We start from the raw sequence: 18416 nt of genomic DNA, 5'->3' as shown, positions 1-18416 counted from the left end.
AGCTGAACGACAGAGGGGCCTTTGGGCGCGATATCGCGATTTTTCGCTGCAGCCGTGTTCGTGCTGGCGCCACTTCCACTCGGATCCCTCGACCTCGCGTGGATTTGTTTCTGGAATTTTCTGCTCGTTTGCAGCTTGCTCACCGCCGATCTATCCGCCGTGAGCCGTCGCAACGCCATGTTGCTCATTCCATTGGCAGTGGCGATCGCAACCGTGGGCGTCATGGTCGCGTTGCAAATGTGGAGCAGCCCTGCTGCGCAATCCGCAGCCGTCTGGGAACTGCCGCGGCAATTTTTCGGTGTTGCATTGCCTGAGCGCCTCTCCGTGACGGCGCGCGGGCCTTGGCTCGCGTTCGGATCAGTCCTGCTGCTCTCACTCGCCTTCACGCGCGCCGTGATCCTTGCAAGCGAGGCGAGCGCTGCGCGCTCGCTGCTACGCATACTGGCATGGGCGGGCTGTCTGTACGCGCTCTACGGAATCCTGGCGGAGTTGATCGCACCGGACATGATCCTGTTCAGGCAGAAAGAAGCGTATCTGGGCTTTGTCACGGGAACGTTCGTCAATCGAAATACGGCGGCGACGTTCTTCGGCACCTGTGCCCTGCTGTTTCTGGTGCCGCTTCTGCGCACGATGCACCGCCAGGAAGGCGGGCCGGCGGAGCAACCGGGTTGGCGATCGCGGCTGGATCAGATCCTGTCCGCGCCGGTGGCACTTGGTGCGGGATTTGCGATCTGCACGATCGCGCTTGCCATGACCGGATCGCGGGCGGGCCTTCTGTTGTCAGTCGGCGCGTTCGTGCTGGCCATCATCCTTTATCTCATGCCGCTGGAGCTCGGCAGATCGCGGAAGTGGCTGGTCCTCGGCGGGTCGGCGGCAGCAGGACTCGTGCTCCTGCAGCTCGTAGGCGGCATCGTGGCGGACCGAATCGTCGAACATGGGCTGATCGACCCTCAGAGGCTGACGGCCTACCAGGCCTCACTGGAGATCATCGCAGACCATGGGCTGCTCGGCGTCGGGCTGGGCAATTTCGAAGCTGTTTTTCCCGCCAACAGACCCGCATCGCTCGGCAGTCTCGGCATCTGGGACCGCGCTCACAGCACGCCCCTGGAAATTGCCGTCGAATTGGGCATTCCCGCCTTCGCAATCATCGCGCTGGCCTGCCTCTGGTACTTTTACCATTTGTTTACCGGAAGCTTGCGCCGAAAGCGCGATCGCTACATACCCGTCATCGGCGCGAGCGTCGCTGTCTTGGGGGTTGCACATAGCTGCATCGATTTCTCGCTACAAATACCGGGTTACGGCGTGTTTTTCGCAGCTGTCGTCGGATGCGGCCTCGCGCAATCGCTACCGTCACAGATGCGAAAAGAGCGTGGCAAATCTGTGCAAGTCGAGTTAAACTAAAATTATAATTATTGGAATATGGGCAGGGTGATGAATTGGAATTCTGGTAGGCGCTTCACGGTGATCGTCGGAGCGCTGGCGTTTTTTGCCGGAATGCCGGCAGCATTCGGCGCAACGGGCGTGAGCTCGAGCTGCGTTGCCAACAACACCGGCGCTGTTTCAGCCGAGCGCGCCACCGACTTTCTGGCCAATCCGAGCGGACTGCTCGATCAGTTCAAGGACGGACAAGGCGGCCTCGCCTCAGCTGTCCGCGACCTCTTGACCGCGCGTCCCGAGACCGTCGAGGGCATTGCCTCATTGGCGAAGGCCAGCAGCGCCGATCAAAGCCGCGCCATCGGCGCCGGCCTCGGCACCGCCGCCTCGGTCTGTGTCCTGTCGCAGCCCGGCGTTGCCCAACTGATTCAGGAGGCGGTTCTCAAGACGGAGAATCCCGACCTGATCCAATCGTTCACCAGCATCACCGGCGATATCCCGACCGAAGCGACGAACGGTGCCGACCCGACCGGCGAGACCACGGCCGGCGGCGGACCGGGCTCGACCGCCGCAGAGGCACGCGGTGGTGGGGCAAGCTCGACCGAACCCACGGCCGTGAACCAGAGCGGCCCCGGCGCGGCGTCACAGACGCTGTTTGCGGCGACATCCACCGCGGTTCTGACGTCCGTAAGCCCGTCGCGTTAATGGCCGGAACCGCTGCGTTGGCAGCGAATTAACCAACCTCCCTCGGCCGGTCTCGCGACCGGCCGATTTCGCTACAATTGTAAATTTCGGCGGAACCAAAGCTCAAATCGTTTGTGAGATACCCGTAGCGTCAAAAGAAAACGCCAGACGGGGATGTCATGAGCTGGATTATCAAATCGCTGGTCGCGATCGGGATCGCGTCGACCGGCACCGCCGCCAAGGCCGAGATTCTGAACGACGGCTCGCTCAACCAGGCGAAGAGTGCGTTCATCCGCGAGTACGACAACGCGCTCGCGCCGCTGCAATTCGTCAAGTTCTGCATAAACAATGACGCCGAATGCGCGGTAGACGCCGCCGACCGGACACTGCCCTCGGGCGACCGGGCGATGAGCATGCTGCGCGAGGTCAACAGTGCGGTCAACGCGTCGATCACGCCAATGCAGAAATCGACCAATCCGATGGTCGCGCGCTGGACCGTTTCGCCGTCCGCCGGCGATTGCAACGACTACGCGGTCACCAAGCGTCATCAGCTGATCGAGATGGGTTGGCCCAAATCAGCACTGCGGCTTGCGGTCGTGCTGACCAATGGCGGCCAGGGCCATCTCGTGCTGGTCGCGCGTCTTGCCGACGGCGATTTCGTTCTGGACAATCTTTCTGCCTCGGTACGCCCGTGGAACGCTGCGGAGTACGAGTGGATCTCGATGCAGTCCGGCGGCAACCCGCGCTTCTGGGTCGCGGTCGGCGACCATGGCGAGCGGCTGCGCGCCACGCGTCTTGCGATGCTGCGAACCATCGAATAGATCGCGCGAAGTTTCGCGAACACGCCAATCGCAGGTTGAAGGCGCGAGGAGCCCCCTCGCGCCTTTGTCATTGCATGGTCATCTGCCTAAGAATCAAGCTTGACGCATCAAGACGTGAGCGATCATTCGCAGAATCTGCGCCTGATCGCAGCACAAGCGTCGTTCATGTTGAAGATCCAGCGAGGATGGCAATTTGGTCCGCGTTGGTTTATATTTTGCGCCGCACAAGAATTTGACATAGTTTTGGGCCATCAAAGACCTACGGCCCAATCCCATACAGCATCAATAATTCGCAACGAGATATGAGCGCGATCCTCCTCAAACTCGATAGCTTGTTGCGTGGTCCTCTCCGGGCCTCACGGATCGTCATGGTCGTCGTCGCTGCGCTGTCTGCAACACTTGCGACGCCGGCGCGGGCCCAATGCGTCGACCGCGCCGAGCGCGCACCTCCCGGCGCAGTCAGCGCCTTCATCTCGGACCCGTCGGTCATTCTTCGGCTGTCGAAGAACGACAGAGACAAGCTTACGGGCCGGCTGACCGGCGTGCTGGTGACCGATATCGCGGCACTTGATTCGGTGCGCGACATGCTGCGTGAAGCGAGCCAGGCCGATCGCATCGCAATCGGCATCGGGCTTCATCGTGCCGAAGACCGTTGCGTATCCACAAAACCCGACGTCGCACGCAGGATCAGCGAATTCGTCAACAAGCTGCACGACGGCGCGGTGCTCAAGGGATATTACGCGGATCAGGACGCGGCGATGGCGCCGGCTCCGGGGAGCCCCGCTCCACCCACAGCCACCAACCTGCCGGCAGGTCCGAGCTCGAGCGCCGGCCTGATGTCGGGCGAATGGAAGACCGACGTCGCCGATCCGTTCAAACCCGTCCCCCTTCCCGAGTGACAATCAAGATTCCCAGAAATGTTTCAGCCACGAGATCAGTTTCCGCAACGCCCGAAGTATGCCATCGAGGTCGGTGGCACGACGCTCAGCGCCGAACGCGCTCTGGACATCGTGCGTCGCCAGTGGCCGCTGATCGTCGCCATCGTGGCCGGTACGCTCGCACTCGTTCTCGTCTACCTGATCAGCGCAACGCCGATGTACACCGCGAATGCGCGCATCCTGATGGACACGCGACAAACCCAGGTGCTGGATAAGGACAGCGGAACCGCCAACGCGCTGATCGACCCGGGCTTCGTCGACAGCCAGGTCGAGATTCTCCAGTCTGACGACCTGATCCTGTCGATCGTCCGCCGCCTGAAGCTGACCGAAGACGCGGAATTCAACGGCTCCGAGCCGGGATTGCTTCCGCTCATCATCGGCAAGGTCATGTCGCTGTTCGGATCGGACGGCCCTCCCAGCAAGGAGCGGGTCGAGCGTGGCGCGGTCGAGCTGCTGCAGAAGAATCTCAAGGTCGAGCGCGTGCTCACGACCTATGTCCTCTCCCTGAACTACCGCTCGATCGATCCGAACAAGGCGGCAAAGATCGCGAACGCAATCGCGGACGCCTACATCGTGGGTGCCCTGGAGGCGAAGTATCAGTCGACCAAGCGCGCCGGCGAGTGGCTCCAGCAGCGCAGCGCCGAGCTGCGCGAGCAGGCGACGGCGAGCGACCGCGCCGTGCAGACCTTCAAGGCCGAGAACAACATCGTCGGCACCAGCCGCGGCTTGATGAGCGAGCAGCAGCTCGCGGACGCCAACTCGCAGCTCGTCACCGCGCGCGCCGCCACCGCCGAGGCCAAGGCGCGCCTCGACCGGATCGAGGCGCTGCTCGACAAGGACCTCGTCCAGCCGACGGTGACGGACGCCCTCAACAACACCGTGATCACGCGCCTGCGCGCCCAGTATCTCGACCTCGCGGCTCAGTATGCCGATTGGTCGAGCCGCTACGGCAAGACCCACCAGGCGGCCATCAACCTCGCCAACCGCATGGAAGAGCTGCGCAAGGCGATCGCTGACGAAGTGCGCCGTATCGCGGACGCCTATCGCAGCGAATACGAGATCGCCAAGAGCCGCGAGACGTCGCTGGACGAAAACCTCAAGAACCTCGTGTCGCAGGCCGGCAGCACCAGCCAGGCCCAGGTCAAGCTGCGCGACCTCGAAAGCGCGGCGGACACCTATCGCAACCTCTACAACAACTTCCTCGAGAAGCTCCAGAACGCGACGCAGAACCAAAGCTTCCCGATCAGCGAAGCGCGCATCATCAGCACGGCGGTCAAGCCGGACAAGAAGAGCTCGCCCAAGACCCTGCTGGCGCTGATGGGCGGCCTGTTCGGCGGTCTGTGCTTCGGCTTCGGTGCCGCTTTCGCGAGAGAGCTGCTCAGCGACGTGCTGCGCTCGCCGAGCGATGTCGAGGATCAGCTCGGCGTGAAATGCCTCGGCGTCCTGCCCGATATCCGCCCGTCCAGGACCTCCGCGGACGGTCCGGACGCCAACGTTTCCAGCTATGTCGTCGAGCACCCGTTCTCGCGATTTGCCGAAACGCTGCGCAACATCAAGGTCTCAATCGACGTCGCGCGGCTCTCGCGCGAGGTCAAGGTGATCGGCATTCTGTCGTCTCTCCCGAAGGAGGGAAAAACCACGGTCGCGGCCAATTTCGGTCATCTCACCGCGTTGACCGGACACCGCACGCTGCTGATCGACGGCGACCTCCACACCCGCTCGCTGACGCGGGCGCTGGCACCCCATTCCAAGAGCGGCCTCGTCGAAGCCCTCAAGGATCCGCGCTCGTTCGGCTACCACATCCAGCGCAGCAAGGAGAGCGGGCTCGACTTCCTGCCCTCCGTCGTCGCCTCGCGCATGGTGAACTCGGCAGACGTGATCGCATCCAAGTCGATGGCCGACCTGCTCGCGGTCGTGCGCGAGGAGTATGAATACATCATCATCGATCTGGCGCCGGTGATGCCGGTGTCCGACGCCAAGGCCGTCAGCCACCTCGTCGATGCGATGGTCTACGTCATCGAGTGGGGCCGCACGACCCGCAACGCGCTCCAGGAATCGATGGCGAGCTCGGAAGGCATTCAGAAGAAGCTCCTGGGTGCCGTGCTCAACCGCGCCAATCCGAAAATGCTCAAGCGGATCGAGGCGTACAAGGGTTCGCACTACAACAGCTATTATGTCGAGGGAGCCTAGCGGCGAGCCGCCGGCCCAGCCGGCGGGATCCGCGTTTCGCTGGGTTCTGCGCGGCTCGACCGTCGCTCTCGCTGCGGTCACGCTGCTCTGGATCGCATCCGTTGCTCCTGACGTCACCAATCCCGCTGTTCCGCAGATTGCCGGCCGCGTCGCGCGCGGCGAGCGCTACGAGCTCGACCGCCTGAGATGGATCGTGGCGGAGAATCTGCCGTCCGCCCGCCGGTTATGCAGCGCCAAGACGCTGCGCGAGATCCTGCTGCTCCAGCTCGCGATCGCGGACGAATCGACGCGCTCAGGCGACCTTAAGCAGACCGACCTCGACGCGGCCGCCGTCGCGTCCACGAGCCGCACTCTGCTCGCCTGTGCACCGACCGAAGGACTGGGCTGGTTCGGCAGCTACTGGGCCGAGATTCGCCAGGCCGGCTTCGGGCCGCGAACGGCGCAGTTGCTCGAACTGTCCTATCGCTTCGCGCCGCACGAAGCCTGGCTCCAGCTCATCCGCGCGCCTCTGGCGCTCCGCATCTTCAATGCGGCCTCGCCCGGGCTCAAGGATTACGCCGTCCAGGACTTCGCCGACATCTTCCAGGCGCGCCTGTTCCCGAGCGCTGCCGCGCTCTACCAGGCGGCCGCGGCGAGCGCCCGCCCCGGGCTTCTGGACCGGACATGCAATGCCCCGGACATCGACCGGGAGCTCCTGATGCATTTCGTGACGGAAAAGGGATTGCCGCTTCGCCACCGCTGCTATCCCTTCGAGGATCGCCCGCACGGTTGAACGCGCTGAAAGAAAAAGCCCGGCGCGCCAAACGAGGCGGCCGGGCTTCATTGTCGCGATTGCAGGCCAGGACAGCGCTTGACGCTAGTAGGCTTCCTGATGGATCAGCGCCAGCGCGGTCTTCAGGATGATCCTGATGTCGAGCCAGATGCTCCAGTTGCTGACGTACCAGACGTCGTACTCGACCCGCTTCTCCATCAGATCGATGGTCGGCGTCTCGCCGCGGAAACCGTTGACCTGCGCCCAACCGGTCAGGCCCGGCTTCATGTGATGCCGGTACACGTAATTGCTGATGATCTGGTCGTAGTAATTGTCGTGCGCGAGCGCATGCGGGCGCGGTCCGACCAGCGACATCTCGCCGCGCAGAACGTTCCAGAGCTGCGGCAGCTCGTCGATGCTGGTCCGCCGCAGCACACGGCCGACACGCGTCACGCGCGCGTCGCTCTTCGTCGCCTGCGTGACGACATGACCGTTTTCCGCCACCGTCATGGAGCGGAACTTCCAGATATCGAATTGCTTGCCGTTGAAGCCGCGCCGCGACTGCTTGAAGATCACCTTGCCCTTGGAATCGAGCTTGATCATGATCGCAGCCGTGATCAGCAGCGGCGCCAGCAACAGCAGCGCGAACGAGGCAAGGCCGATGTCGAGGCAGCGCTTCTGCGCCTGCTCGAACACGCTGAGCGGCGCACGCTGGATCTCGATCGCGACCGTGCCGCTGACGGGCTGGAACGGACGCGAGACCAGATCGGCGATCGGGAAATCCGGCAGGAGGCGGATCGGCTGGGGAACAACGCGCAGGTGCTGGCTCAGCTTCTGGAGAAGCGGCATTTCGTCCCAGTCGATGACCAGGAGATATTCTTCCACATCCGCCGTGCGCGCCTGACGGGTGATGTCGCGAATCTCGCGATCCCAGCCCGCACCCTCCTCGGACGGATCGAGCACGAAATGCCGCACGACATTGAAGCCGTGCTTGCGCAGATCCTTGAAGCGGGTCGAGGTGAAATCGAGAGGCTTGAGGCTGACCAGCACGACCTTGCGGTCCACCAGACGGCCCTTGGCGTAGCCCGAGGTCAGCGCCAGGCGCCACAACACGCGCAGACCGCCCAAGGCAGCGCCGCCGGTCGCGGCGAACAGCAGCGTGGTTCCGCGCGACATGTCCGCGGACGATTTGAGCAGGAACGCCTCGACGGCGAGAATGGTCAGCGAGATCAACCAGACCGCCAAAGCCTTGCGCAGCTGCCAGACCGTGTTCAGCAGGCGGTGGTGATCATAGACGCCCTGGAAATAAGCGATCGTCACGAACACCGCGCCGACGACCAGACCTGCTCCGACGGATGAGTCCTGCTCCGATACGAGCACGCGATAGAGACCGTTCGCCGCGAAATAGCTGAGCAGCACGGCGACGAAGTCGCCGGCGATCAAAGCCACTTGGAGGGGTCTTTGGAGGGCTCCGCGTCGGTTCGATATAACCGAATAATAGTTTTCCGAACCGTAAGTTGCTACAGCCATCCGAACCTCGCTGCCTCGTCACGCCAGTCGCAACCAGAATTGCGAGCAAACCGATCGAAAATTTTCGATGTGCGCCGAAGTATATCTTAACTAAACAAAGCGACATTGCGGCAGTGCACCGAAAAAATCAAATCGATTTTTCTGCAATGCAGCGTCGCTGCATGTGAATGCTCAAACTACTGTCACACACGTGACAATTAAGCGGGCATCGCGCCGCATTTCGCAACAAATCGCGTCAAATTCGCACAGCATTGTCGCGAGTATTTGAACGGCTGTTCAACCATGCCGCTTAAGCCGTTATTAGGCCGCAGCCATTAACACTCGTGACCAATTCGGGGAGTTGTGTCGTGAGTACCGTTGCCGTTTTCAGTCTGTTGATCGGGTCGTTGCTGGGAGGCCGATTCCGAATCTTCATCCTGCCGCCCGCCATCGTTCTCGGTGCGACGATCCTTGGTGCGGGCTCCGCCTGGCAGGGACATGATTCAGCTCACACGGTTGTGACAATCCTCGTCTTCGCGTCGGTGCTCCAGCTCGGCTATTTCTGCGGCGCGGTTCTGGTCCGCGCGCGAGCGGCGGCCTACCGTGGCAAGACTGCGCCATCGTTCGACAGCCGCAGCTTCGGCTAGCCTCGCGCAAGCTTGGGGACAGGTGATTCGCAACGCCGGCGAATGATCGGCCACGCGTTCGCTTGCCGGCGGGGTCAAAAAAAGCTGCTTGGGGCACACGGATTTCGCCGATAGCATATTGACATCTCGGGCGAAGCTCTCTGAAAGAGTTGGACCCCATGCCCACGATCGCGTTCCCCAATTCGCCCCGGCCGAAGCTACCGAACGGCGTGCGCATCTATGCGATCAGCGACATCCACGGCTGCGCGCATCTGCTCGAGCAGATGTTCGCCGTGATCGATGCGGACATGGCGAATAGCCGGCCATATCGCGCGATCGAGGTCTTCCTCGGCGACTACATCGATCGCGGACCGGACTCGCGCCATACCCTCGATCTCCTGATCAGGCGCAGCCGCCGCCGCAACACCGTCTTCCTCAAGGGCAATCACGAGGCCTACTTCACCTCGGTGCTGGAAGATCCCTCCCGCGCCGCCGAATGGTTTCAGTTCGGCGGGCTCCAGACCCTGATGTCGTACGGCGTGTCGGCCGCGCCCGGCATTGGCAAGGACGAGCTGCCCGATCTGGTGCGCGAGCTCACTTCCGTGATGCCGCCGGAGCACATTGCATTCATGCGCCAGTTGCGGCCGACCTTCACATGCGGCGACTTCTTCTTCGTCCATGCGGGGGTGCGTCCGGGAATTCCGCTTTCCGAGCAGCGCGAGCAGGATCTGCTGTGGATCAGGGATGAATTTCTCCAGAGCAAGCGGCGCTTCGGCAAATATGTCGTGCACGGCCATACGCCGGTGAAGCAGGCCGAGCTGCTCGAGAATCGGGCCAACATCGATACCGGGGCCTATGCCACCGGCAACCTGACGCTGCTGTCCATTCAGGGCAACAGCATGCTCGCGATCTAGGCGCCCCGCGCGCGCGGCGCGCCGGACGTTAGTTGGTGGGACTTGCCGGAGCCCGATACTCCGGGAAGCGGCTCAGCATCGTGGCCTTCAGGAACTTGAAATGGGCGATCGAGGCGCCGAGCTCCTTGAGCCGGCGCTGGCCATTCAGGATCTCCTTGTCGAACAGATCCTGGTGGTGATTGTCGAGCGCCTCGCGCTCGAGATATTCGTCGTCGCCGTTGCCGATCGTCACGGCCGCACGCGCCAGCACGTCTTCCACCCGGCGGTTGAGACCCGATTGCTCGCGCTCCGCCGCATGCAGGGCGTCGTCGATCGCGATCATGATGGCTTCGATGCGCGTACGATCGGTCTCGGCGTCACGCTCGGGCGAGCGCGCGCGAAACGTCTGTTCTCCCCCGAAGCGATCTTTCAGGAAATTATGAGTGCGGGCCCGCAGGAAGAGCTGAAACATGCGTCCATTTCCGATTCGAGGCGCCAGACCGGAAAATGGGCCCGGGATGGTTAAGAAAGACTGAATCCTTCGCGCCGCTCGGTGCGACTTTGCGCCATCCAGTCCCTCCAGGCGCCCTCGTGCTTCTCATAGAGCTCGAGCCGGCGCCGCTCGCCGGCGTCAGGCCACGCATTGCGGCCATTGGACGCGACCTGTCCCTCGCCGGGCGCCTGCTCGCGGTCGAGCCGCTCGAACTCGAACGTCTCCTCCGGCGTCAGACCGATCAGGACGCGGTCGCCTCTCTTGTCGACGAAATACCGCCGCGGCGCATTGTTCGTCGGGCCCGTCATGCCGTCTCCCCGAAATCCCGTCATGATCCACTTCCCTCCGCCATCATGCGAACCGAGAAACGACGACCACACCCAGGTTGCAAATCATCAGAATGCACGCCGCGCCCTCGCCAGTGAATTATTCTGCCGGAACGCGGTCGGACTGTAGGGACGGTGGAACGGATGACGTTCCGCGCGGTCGCGAGAGCGCCGCGCGCGTATTGCATAGCCTGCACCAAAGCCGGCAAGGAGCGAAACCAGGATCGCAACCAGCATCATTCGGGATTCGCTCCAGTTAGCGAGCGTCTTGTCTCATGATGCGACAGTCTCATCGTCGAGTTGTGTCGAGATCATGATGAGCGCCGCTGATTTTCAGGTCATGCCGGAGATTTTTTGGGCAGCAACCGCATGCCAAGCAGTCGAACGCTCGCTTCAACTGAAGAACCAGAGGAACAATCGCACCAGCAGCAGCGTGATGAAATACACCCAGCCCGCCATCGCGATCAGCGCAACGCTGAAAAAGGCGCCTTCGAATGCCCGCTCTCTGAGCTTGGTGAGAGGAAGTGCCGCTCGCGCTCTCTGAAGCATCTCGGTCTTCTTGTTGATTGTTGATTTGGATTTGTTCGTGCGCGCGACCATAGCCGAACGAATTCGACGATCTCGTGACGACTTGCCCGAGAGAAGCGCAATGCTGCTCGTCGAGATTGATATCGCATGCATCCGTCGCGATTGAATCTATTTTCGTTCCAGGCTGTTGCGATCAATCCACACCGTGCTTCAACTCAAATTGATTCGTCGAAGCTGCAGCGCCGTCGCGCCCAGATTCCCGATCGCGCAGGTGTTGGCGCAGGAACGATACCTTCGGCATCGCGCATCGTCGGCCACGAGAAGATGGAGCGCGCGGCACGCCCTGCCCGGCAGCCCGGCTTCATGCAAAGGGGCAGGCGAACGGGTTCCAACCTCGCCGGCGACCAGCGTGGTGTTGAAGCAGCAACTCTACCTGTCTTCGGCAAGCCGATGACCGATTGCCCGCTGGCCACCCCGATGCAGGCGCCGAGACGCTCGTTCCGCACGTGATCGTTCGCGGATTGACCAATGAACTTCCGACGGCCGCAACGTGCGCGACCGGCTCGATGTCGCGGATCACGCGGAGACGCTGACGCGGGTCGTCGAGCACGGCCAGCTCGTCAAGACCTGCCACATCGGCGCGCCCCGCGAGCGGACTGGCGAAGACCGTCAGCGGGTTCTGCGGCCACCGGACGTGGTGGCAGAACATCCTCGATCGCCGCGATCGGAGCACGCGTGTCGGCCTCAACCAACGAAAACTCCGTGGTAATACGGAGCGTTACGCGCCGATTTCATCCCGGTAAGGTTGAGCAGTTAGCTTAATCCGCGTTGTTTGTTGCGAAGCGCGCGGGATCGCATATCCATCCTCTCACCGGGCTTCCCCAAGGCCCGGCCCCACCCAAGCAAAGCCGTCGAGCGAACGTGGGTCCGCTTGGCGGCTTTGTCGTTGTGTCGACGAGAGGATGATTTCGGTTATGGCGCGCAGGCCCTGGTCGTTCAAGGAAGACCGCCGGCTGATGGAATTGGCCAAGTCTTCGACTTCGCTGGAAGAAGCAGCGAAACTTCTCGGGCGCTCGCCCGATGCGGTCAAGCGTATGGCCTTGCGCCTCGGCCTGACGCTGAAGTCCAAGGGCTCCAAGAAGAGCTAGTATCCGTCGCGCCGGCCGTGCGCGACAGGTCATGGACGGGCGCGTCTGCCCTCATCAACCGATGGATCGCAGTCTCCAATCGACGCAGGCCCCAACGCCTCCAGCGCTCTCGATCTCTCCGCGCCCGGATGTTAGGCTATCCAACATTGAGGATTGAACCTCGCCCCTTTCCGGCGCAGAACGGTCGCCGGACCGGCTTAGGTCTCAGTTCGATGGTTTGTTGGAGGAATACATCATGTTGTCCCGTGCGCTCGCCGTAGCTTTGCTCCTGGCTCTGCCTTCAGTGGCGTCGGCGCAGGTCCCCGTACGGTTCGGATTTCCGAACGGCGCGCCGTGGTGCGCTTTTGGTTTCGACTGCCGCTTCCTGAACTTCCGGGAATGCGCCGACTGGATCTACGACCCCGCGCGAAACTGCCTCAAGAATCCGTACTTCGCGGCCCATTACCCCACCAATGTCGACAAGGGCTGGTCCTACAACCGGCGTTGAACGTCGGTCCCTGCAAACGGCTGGTCATGCAGTCAGGCACGTCGCATCGTGCCTGACGATCTGGTTGGCTCGATTCGTCGATGACGACAATTTGGGCACAGCCTGCCGCCGTCCGCCGATCCATAGGCGGAACTCTCGTCCGAGCTTCGCATTGTTTCCGAAATGAATGCGGGAGGCGAAGCCGCCATGGCCAACTCTTTCCTTATCGTGATGTCGACGTGGTTCGCCATCAACATCCTGTTCGTGGCCGCGAGATTGTGGGTGACAGGACCAGCGAGCTGGCAGATTGATGCCAGCCCTCGCCAACTCAGCGCCGTCTACGTGAAATCGCGGCAGCAACGACGCGTTTGATGTTGCCTGAGTCTAGGCGGAACGGGCCGCAAGAGCGGCGCCCTGCCGTTTGCCCGTGAACCTCGGTTCATGCCCTCGAAGGTTCATGAACTTTAACGATGTTCTCGGCTTTCGAAGCGGCCAGCTAGCCGACCAGTTATGTTGGCGCCATGCGCCGCAACCATCTCATTGCAGCCGCGGTCATCTGTCTCGCGCTCATCGTCTATGCCACGCTCGCCAAGCTCGCGGGCAGGCCGGCACTCATGGGCCACGCGGAGGCTTACTGGGTCGTCGTCATCGAGCGCTTCAGCGCATACGGCCTGTTGGGCTTCCTTCTGTCCTTCCTGCTACCGGGGCGAGTCAAGCTGGCTTGCGCATTCGTGCTAGCCGTCGCAGTCGGGCTCGAGGTCTTGCAGGCGGTGACGCCGGATCGTGACCCACGGTTCATCGATGTGCTGCAAAAGGCCGCCGGCGGCACCGTCGGCGTCCTTCTGGCCCAAACCATTCTGGCTTTTCTGCCGATGCCGCCCTCGTAGGGCGGCGGCCTTCCGCCGGCACGGCGAGCTTACGCCACTCCGCGCCGCAAGCCGGGTTGATCGATCGAGAGGACCCCGGACATCTGGCGATGGGCATCGCGCAACGCCGTGATAGCGTCGTCGAGATCGAATTCGGCTTCGCGGATGGTCTCGAAGAACCGTGCCATCAAGGCGAGGTTCAGCTTGACGCGGGTATTCCCGTCGCGGCTCTTGCGGCGATCGAGCGACAGATGCATCGCCTGCATCCTTGCCTCGGTGGCGCTACAGCCGCTGAGTGTCGCGAGTTCGTCATATGTCATCCAGATCTGAGGCATGTCCCTGTCCGTCTTTTGTTGTGGGCCTCAACCTAGATTTCACCTCTAAAAGCAGTCTTGCGGTGGTGCGGTCCCACCATGTTTTCGCGACAACAGCGTCAATGCAAACCTAAGACACGGGCGGCGTCTTGGTGGGCGAGAACGGGTGGCGCGGCCTGGAACGGCTGTCGAGCCCCTTTGGCAGCTTGTCGGCATTGAGCTTCACGACTGCGCATTTGGCGTCAGCTGCCGGTGCATCTTCCTGGCTGTAGATCAGCGTCGCCTCGAATTTGACGTCGGGCGCTTCTCTGGCCGTTCCCGAGCAGGTCGCCACCAGGCCGTTGCACACACCCGCAAGATTGACCTCGACCTCGTCCGGCCCGAACACGCTCGGCGGGCCGTCGGCATGCCGGTTCACGGTCAGGACGGCCGAGAAGTGCCGCTCATCGACGCGATAGGAGCCGCCATAGGTGAAGAAGCTGTCGCGGCCCGAGATCCGGCCGTGGTCCAGATCCACGAGCCCGGTGCCCTGGCCACGGGGGGTCCTGAACCAGGCAGCGTATTTACCGTCTCTCAGCATGGGAAATTTCCCGACGTGAAAATTGACCTGTATTTGCGACCAACTCTGGGGCGCGACAATGACCGAACGGCCGGCCCTTTGAGCAGGGTTAATGCGCCGAAAATCCAATCCGTCAAATTGCCGCCGACCCCTGCCGTCAGCGGCGAGCGTCAAAACAATTCTATGCCGTCATCCGCGGTCTCGACCGCCTCGACGCGCCGCGTGGCGGCGATCGACGCAAGGCCGAGCGTTTGCAGGAATTCGCGGTGAACGTCCCGCTCGCGCTCCATCGTGTAGCGCGCGAAGAGATCGTCGAGCATCGCCTGATCCTGCGCCTCCGGCTGTGGCCGCTGCGCGCCCGCGCTCGCGGTTTCGAGGCGCGCGGCAACCGCGGGCAAGGCTGCGGAGCTCTCGCCGAGCGAGTTCATCAGACCCTGCGCCGAATTCATCAGGCCTTCGAATTCCGCGCCCTCGTCGACGAGCCGGCCCATCAGCCTGCCGAGCCGTTCGTTGCCGGCCTCGACCTCGCGCAGTGCCTGGAGGATCTGCGGCTCGAACTTGGCGAGCTGCGTGGGATCGCCCTGCACGCGGAGCTCCTTCAGCTCGTTCGCCGAGCGCTCGATGCCGTCGAGCACAGGCCGCAAGCGCCCCGCGCCGGCCGAGACCTGATCGGCGGTCGCCTTGAGCTCGTTCGCGATCACGACGAAAGCGCTGCCGCGGCTGCCGAGATGGCTGGCCTTGAGGCCCGCATTCATCCCGATCAGGGTAATGTCGACGGTCGCCTCGGCGAGCCCGGCGATCGCCTGGCGAAACTTTGCCAGCGTGTCCTCGACGATGGCGAGCGCCTCGTCGACCGAGCGGCCGGCGCTCTCGCAAGTGGCAATCAGGGCCGATGCATGTGCCAGCGCCTGCTTGATGCGCGCGAGGAACGAAGATGAGCCGCCCTCCTCGCCGCCGAACAGCGTGCGGCCATGGCCGACGACATTGCCCGCATCCTGCAAGATGGCGGTGAGTGCGCGAACGATCTGGCCGATGTCGCCGCCGAATTCGCGCTGGGCGTCCCTGAGCAGAGCCGCCTGCAACTGGCAGATCGCACGTGCACCGTCGTCGCTCGCAACCGCTTCGGGAACGAGGCTCGGCGCAGATTCCGCTGCACGGCCGAGGCCGTGACAGACATGTTCGAGGCGCTGGCGCGCGCTGTCGCCGGCCTGCAAGGAAATGATCGCTCCGCCGACCGCCTCGGCGATCTTCCTGGTGCTGATGCTCGCGAGGTCGGCGAGCTGGCTGCTGTCGCGGCGCTGGGCCCGCAATCCGGAATAGGCTGAACCGAGCTCGGCGCTCTCCGACACCAGTTGATTTCGATAACGGCTCTCGAACTCCCTCTGCCGGCCGGACGCCATCGCAACGGCTTCCGACAGGCGCTGCTGGTCCCGCGCACAGCCCTCGATCGAACGCTGCACGGCCTTGCCGAGATCGTAGGCCTCCTGCGTGAAGGCGAGAAAGCCCTCGCGGTCGCCATCCAGCGAAGCCGCCTCGATCCGCGCGCTGCGCGCGATGATGGTGATCATCTGGATGTGCTTGAACAGCGGCTTGAGCAGCGAGGACGCCTCCGCCGTGCTCGTGCCGATGGTCGCAAGCAGGACGCTCTCGGCCGGCAGCGCCTCCGCCAGCTCGCTGAGCCGCGCGGCGATCTCCTGCAACGCGGTGGCGGCACCCTCGATCTCGGCGCCGGAGAGCTCCTCCGAGAGCGTCGCGAGGCCCTGGTTCAGCTCCTTGAAGATGAGGTGGCCGCGACCGAGCTCGTGACCGACCCGCGCGAAGACGTCCTCGATCCGCGACGAGACATCCTCGATCGCGACGGTCGCCTCAGCGAGCGTGTTGGCCGGAATGGCGGACATCGCAATCAACCTGCCACCGCCACATGTCCGGCCTGGTACCAGAGCATGATCTCGCGCGGGATATGATGCAGCGAGACCACCTTCTCGACACCGCCATGCGCGATGGCTTCCTTGGGCATGCCGAACACCACGCAGCTCTCCTCGTCCTGCGCGCGTGTCGAGGCGCCGAGCTTGCGCATCTCCAGCATCCCGCGCGCGCCGTCGTCACCCATACCCGTCATGATCACGCCGAGCGCGTTGGCGCCCGCGTGCTGGGCCGCCGAGCGAAACAGCACGTCGACCGAGGGGCGATGCCGCGACACCGGCGGCCCGTCCTTGATCGCGATCTGGTAGCGCAGGCCGATGCGCTGGAGCAACATGTGACGGGCCCCCGGCGCGATATAGGCGCAGCCCGGCAGCACCGGCTCGCCGTCCTCCGCCTCCTTGACCTTGATCTGGCAAATGCTGTCGAGACGCCTGGCGAAGGCCGCGGTGAACCCTGCCGGCATGTGCTGGACGATGACGATGGGCGGACAGTGCGGCGGCAGCATCTCGAGGACGTCGTTGAGCGCTTCGGTCCCGCCGGTCGATGCGCCGATGCACACGATGCGTTCAGTCGTCGGCCGGACCCTGCCCTGCACCGGCGGCGGAATGATCGCGTCGGCGGTCAGCTTCCTCTCGATCGTACGGCGCTCCGCCCGCGGGCGCACCCGCGCACGCGCCGCCGATTTCACGGCCTCGCGCAGCCGCGTCGAGCATTCGAGCAGCGCCTGCCGCGTGTCGATCTTCGGCTTCGGCACGATGTCGACCGCGCCCGCCTCGAACGCCTCGAACATCACGTTCGAACCCTCTTCGGTGAGCGAGGAGCAGATGATCACCGGGATCGGACGCTGCGCCATGATCTTGCGCAGGAACGTCATGCCGTCCATCCGCGGCATTTCCAGGTCGAGGATCATGACATCCGGGATTTCGTTCTGGAGACGCCGCGCCGCTGCGAACGGATCGGAGGCCGTCCCCATCACCTCGATGTCGGGATCGTCATTGAGGATCGTTTGCAGGATTTGGCGAACCGACGCCGAATCGTCCACGATCAGTACGCGAACTTTCTCCCTCGGCATTTTAGTCGCGCTCCGGCTAGACCTGGAAAATGGTTGGCTGAACTTGCTTCAAACCCGGCACTGCACTGTGAATCATCGATTCCGAATGTCCGACCAGCAGATAGCCGCCCGGCCGCAAATGGTTGCACAAATGCTCGACCACCTTGCGCTGCGTCTCACGTTCGAAATAGATCAGGACGTTGCGGCAGAAGATGATGTCGACGTCGCGATCGACGGGATAGGATGAATCCATCAGGTTCATCCGCATGAAATGCGTCATGCGGCGCAACTCCGGCACCACCCGCACCTCGCCGCGCATCTTGTCGCGCGACGTCAGAAAATATCGTTTCAGGAAAGGTTCCGGCACCGGTGCGAGCACGTCACGGGTGTAGATCGCGCTCTTGGCGAGGCGCAGCACCGCGGTCGAAATGTCAGTCCCGAGGATGCGGTACTGAAACCGTGATCCGCTCCGCGTCATGTCATCCAGCACCATGGCGGTGGTGTAGGCTTCCATGCCGGTGGAGCTCGCCGAGCTCCAGATCTTGAGGTTCGCGTTCCTGCGCCCGTGCGACTTGAGCAGGGACGGGATTGCGACCTCTCGCATGAAGGTGAAGTGCTGGGGCTCGCGGAAAAAGTCGGTCTTGTTTGTCGTCACCACGTCGATGAGGTGGGTCAGCTCGGTGTCGAAATGATCCGCATCGAACAGGTTGTCGACATATTCGTTGAGGTCGGAGAAGTTCAGCGCGCGCACGCGCTTGTGCAGCCGCCCCTCCAGCATCAGCCGCTTGCCCTGCGGCAGCTTGATGCCGACCTGGCCCTCGATCAGTTCGGCGATGGTCCGGAAGTGGCGGTCCGACAGATGGACGGCCGTATCCTGCAGGGCAGGCATCATCGCGGGCTGCCCCCATCCGGGATGGCCGCCGCCTGCACTGAATGTCGGGCCGAACGGGCCATCT

At 63.1% G+C, this 18416-nt stretch carries 22 protein-coding genes; 13 read left to right on the top strand and 9 right to left on the bottom strand.

The genetic code is table 11. The features are described from left to right. Positions 1 to 21 precede the first annotated feature (21 nt). The 6 genes from NLM25_RS10205 to NLM25_RS10180 all read left to right on the top strand — a co-directional run bounded on the left by NLM25_RS10205 (position 22) and on the right by NLM25_RS10180 (position 6779). Positions 22 to 1401: an O-antigen ligase gene (locus NLM25_RS10205; RefSeq protein ID WP_254136845.1), complete on the top strand. Its 1380-nt coding sequence runs from the start codon at positions 22 to 24 to the stop codon at positions 1399 to 1401. Positions 1402 to 1431: 30 nt separating this feature from the next. Then, positions 1432 to 2079, top strand: coding sequence for a hypothetical protein (locus tag NLM25_RS10200; RefSeq protein WP_254136844.1), 648 nt, complete (start codon positions 1432 to 1434; stop codon positions 2077 to 2079). Between the two features lie 158 nt (positions 2080 to 2237). Beyond that, complete coding sequence (locus tag NLM25_RS10195; RefSeq protein WP_254136843.1) at positions 2238 to 2879, top strand: transglutaminase-like cysteine peptidase; 642 nt, start codon at positions 2238 to 2240, stop codon at positions 2877 to 2879. A gap of 368 nt (positions 2880 to 3247) precedes the next feature. After that, the gene (locus tag NLM25_RS10190; RefSeq protein ID WP_254116757.1) at positions 3248 to 3778 is read left to right on the top strand and encodes a hypothetical protein; all 531 of its coding nucleotides are present in this window, start codon (positions 3248 to 3250) and stop codon (positions 3776 to 3778) included. Positions 3779 to 3796: 18 nt separating this feature from the next. After that, positions 3797 to 6007, top strand: coding sequence for a GNVR domain-containing protein (locus tag NLM25_RS10185; protein ID WP_254136842.1), 2211 nt, complete (start codon positions 3797 to 3799; stop codon positions 6005 to 6007). Then, on the top strand, positions 5991 to 6779 hold the full coding sequence (locus NLM25_RS10180) for a hypothetical protein (RefSeq protein WP_254136841.1): 789 nt from the start codon (positions 5991 to 5993) through the stop codon (positions 6777 to 6779). The genes NLM25_RS10185 and NLM25_RS10180 overlap by 17 nt, the downstream gene beginning before the upstream one ends. A gap of 84 nt (positions 6780 to 6863) precedes the next feature. Here NLM25_RS10180 and NLM25_RS10175 read toward each other — a convergent pair whose 3' ends face one another. Further along, on the bottom strand, positions 6864 to 8288 hold the full coding sequence (locus NLM25_RS10175) for an undecaprenyl-phosphate glucose phosphotransferase (protein WP_256565414.1): 1425 nt from the start codon (positions 8286 to 8288) through the stop codon (positions 6864 to 6866). A 347-nt stretch (positions 8289 to 8635) separates the two neighbouring features. Here NLM25_RS10175 and NLM25_RS10170 point away from each other — a divergent pair, with 347 nt between their 5' ends. Both NLM25_RS10170 and NLM25_RS10165 read left to right on the top strand, forming a co-directional pair. Further along, entirely contained in the window at positions 8636 to 8914 is a 279-nt protein-coding gene (locus tag NLM25_RS10170) for a hypothetical protein (protein ID WP_254116753.1), read from the top strand. A gap of 158 nt (positions 8915 to 9072) precedes the next feature. Then, a complete protein-coding gene (locus NLM25_RS10165) occupies positions 9073 to 9807 on the top strand; it encodes a metallophosphoesterase family protein (protein WP_254116752.1) in 735 nt (244 codons plus the stop codon). Positions 9808 to 9835: 28 nt separating this feature from the next. Here the strand turns inward: NLM25_RS10165 and NLM25_RS10160 are convergent, their stop codons facing one another. From NLM25_RS10160 to NLM25_RS10150, 3 genes are all read right to left on the bottom strand, one after another. Beyond that, on the bottom strand, positions 9836 to 10258 hold the full coding sequence (locus tag NLM25_RS10160) for a hypothetical protein (protein ID WP_254136840.1): 423 nt from the start codon (positions 10256 to 10258) through the stop codon (positions 9836 to 9838). Between the two features lie 50 nt (positions 10259 to 10308). Continuing rightward, complete coding sequence (locus NLM25_RS10155) at positions 10309 to 10587, bottom strand: hypothetical protein (protein WP_254136839.1); 279 nt, start codon at positions 10585 to 10587, stop codon at positions 10309 to 10311. 411 nt (positions 10588 to 10998) lie between these two features. Then, the gene (locus NLM25_RS10150) at positions 10999 to 11205 is read right to left on the bottom strand and encodes a hypothetical protein (RefSeq protein ID WP_254116749.1); all 207 of its coding nucleotides are present in this window, start codon (positions 11203 to 11205) and stop codon (positions 10999 to 11001) included. Between the two features lie 75 nt (positions 11206 to 11280). Between NLM25_RS10150 and NLM25_RS10145 the strand changes: the two genes are divergently transcribed. From NLM25_RS10145 to NLM25_RS10125, 5 genes are all read left to right on the top strand, one after another. Then, positions 11281 to 11643 (top strand): hypothetical protein, encoded by a 363-nt coding sequence (locus NLM25_RS10145; RefSeq protein ID WP_254136838.1) that lies wholly within the window; start codon positions 11281 to 11283, stop codon positions 11641 to 11643. 464 nt (positions 11644 to 12107) lie between these two features. Then, positions 12108 to 12281 (top strand): hypothetical protein, encoded by a 174-nt coding sequence (locus NLM25_RS10140; protein WP_254116747.1) that lies wholly within the window; start codon positions 12108 to 12110, stop codon positions 12279 to 12281. A gap of 235 nt (positions 12282 to 12516) precedes the next feature. Continuing rightward, complete coding sequence (locus NLM25_RS10135; protein WP_212487844.1) at positions 12517 to 12768, top strand: hypothetical protein; 252 nt, start codon at positions 12517 to 12519, stop codon at positions 12766 to 12768. 186 nt (positions 12769 to 12954) lie between these two features. After that, positions 12955 to 13119, top strand: coding sequence for a hypothetical protein (locus tag NLM25_RS10130; protein WP_254116745.1), 165 nt, complete (start codon positions 12955 to 12957; stop codon positions 13117 to 13119). A gap of 149 nt (positions 13120 to 13268) precedes the next feature. Continuing rightward, entirely contained in the window at positions 13269 to 13634 is a 366-nt protein-coding gene (locus NLM25_RS10125) for a VanZ family protein (RefSeq protein WP_254136837.1), read from the top strand. Positions 13635 to 13663: 29 nt separating this feature from the next. Here NLM25_RS10125 and NLM25_RS10120 read toward each other — a convergent pair whose 3' ends face one another. The 5 genes from NLM25_RS10120 to NLM25_RS10100 all read right to left on the bottom strand — a co-directional run bounded on the left by NLM25_RS10120 (position 13664) and on the right by NLM25_RS10100 (position 18352). Then, complete coding sequence (locus tag NLM25_RS10120; RefSeq protein WP_254136836.1) at positions 13664 to 13948, bottom strand: hypothetical protein; 285 nt, start codon at positions 13946 to 13948, stop codon at positions 13664 to 13666. A 109-nt stretch (positions 13949 to 14057) separates the two neighbouring features. Next, positions 14058 to 14507, bottom strand: a complete 450-nt coding sequence (locus NLM25_RS10115) for a hypothetical protein (protein ID WP_254116742.1) — start codon at positions 14505 to 14507, stop codon at positions 14058 to 14060. 149 nt (positions 14508 to 14656) lie between these two features. Then, the gene (locus NLM25_RS10110) at positions 14657 to 16384 is read right to left on the bottom strand and encodes a chemotaxis protein (RefSeq protein WP_254136835.1); all 1728 of its coding nucleotides are present in this window, start codon (positions 16382 to 16384) and stop codon (positions 14657 to 14659) included. A 5-nt stretch (positions 16385 to 16389) separates the two neighbouring features. Next, positions 16390 to 17481, bottom strand: a complete 1092-nt coding sequence (locus NLM25_RS10105) for a chemotaxis response regulator protein-glutamate methylesterase (protein WP_254116740.1) — start codon at positions 17479 to 17481, stop codon at positions 16390 to 16392. 16 nt (positions 17482 to 17497) lie between these two features. Beyond that, positions 17498 to 18352 (bottom strand): protein-glutamate O-methyltransferase CheR, encoded by an 855-nt coding sequence (locus NLM25_RS10100; protein ID WP_254136834.1) that lies wholly within the window; start codon positions 18350 to 18352, stop codon positions 17498 to 17500. Positions 18353 to 18416: the final 64 nt, after the last annotated feature.

The sequence above is a fragment of the Bradyrhizobium sp. CCGB01 genome (genome assembly GCF_024199795.1).
In the GTDB taxonomy this organism is placed as follows: domain Bacteria; phylum Pseudomonadota; class Alphaproteobacteria; order Rhizobiales; family Xanthobacteraceae; genus Bradyrhizobium.
This window is presented reverse-complemented; position numbering and strand designations above follow the sequence as displayed.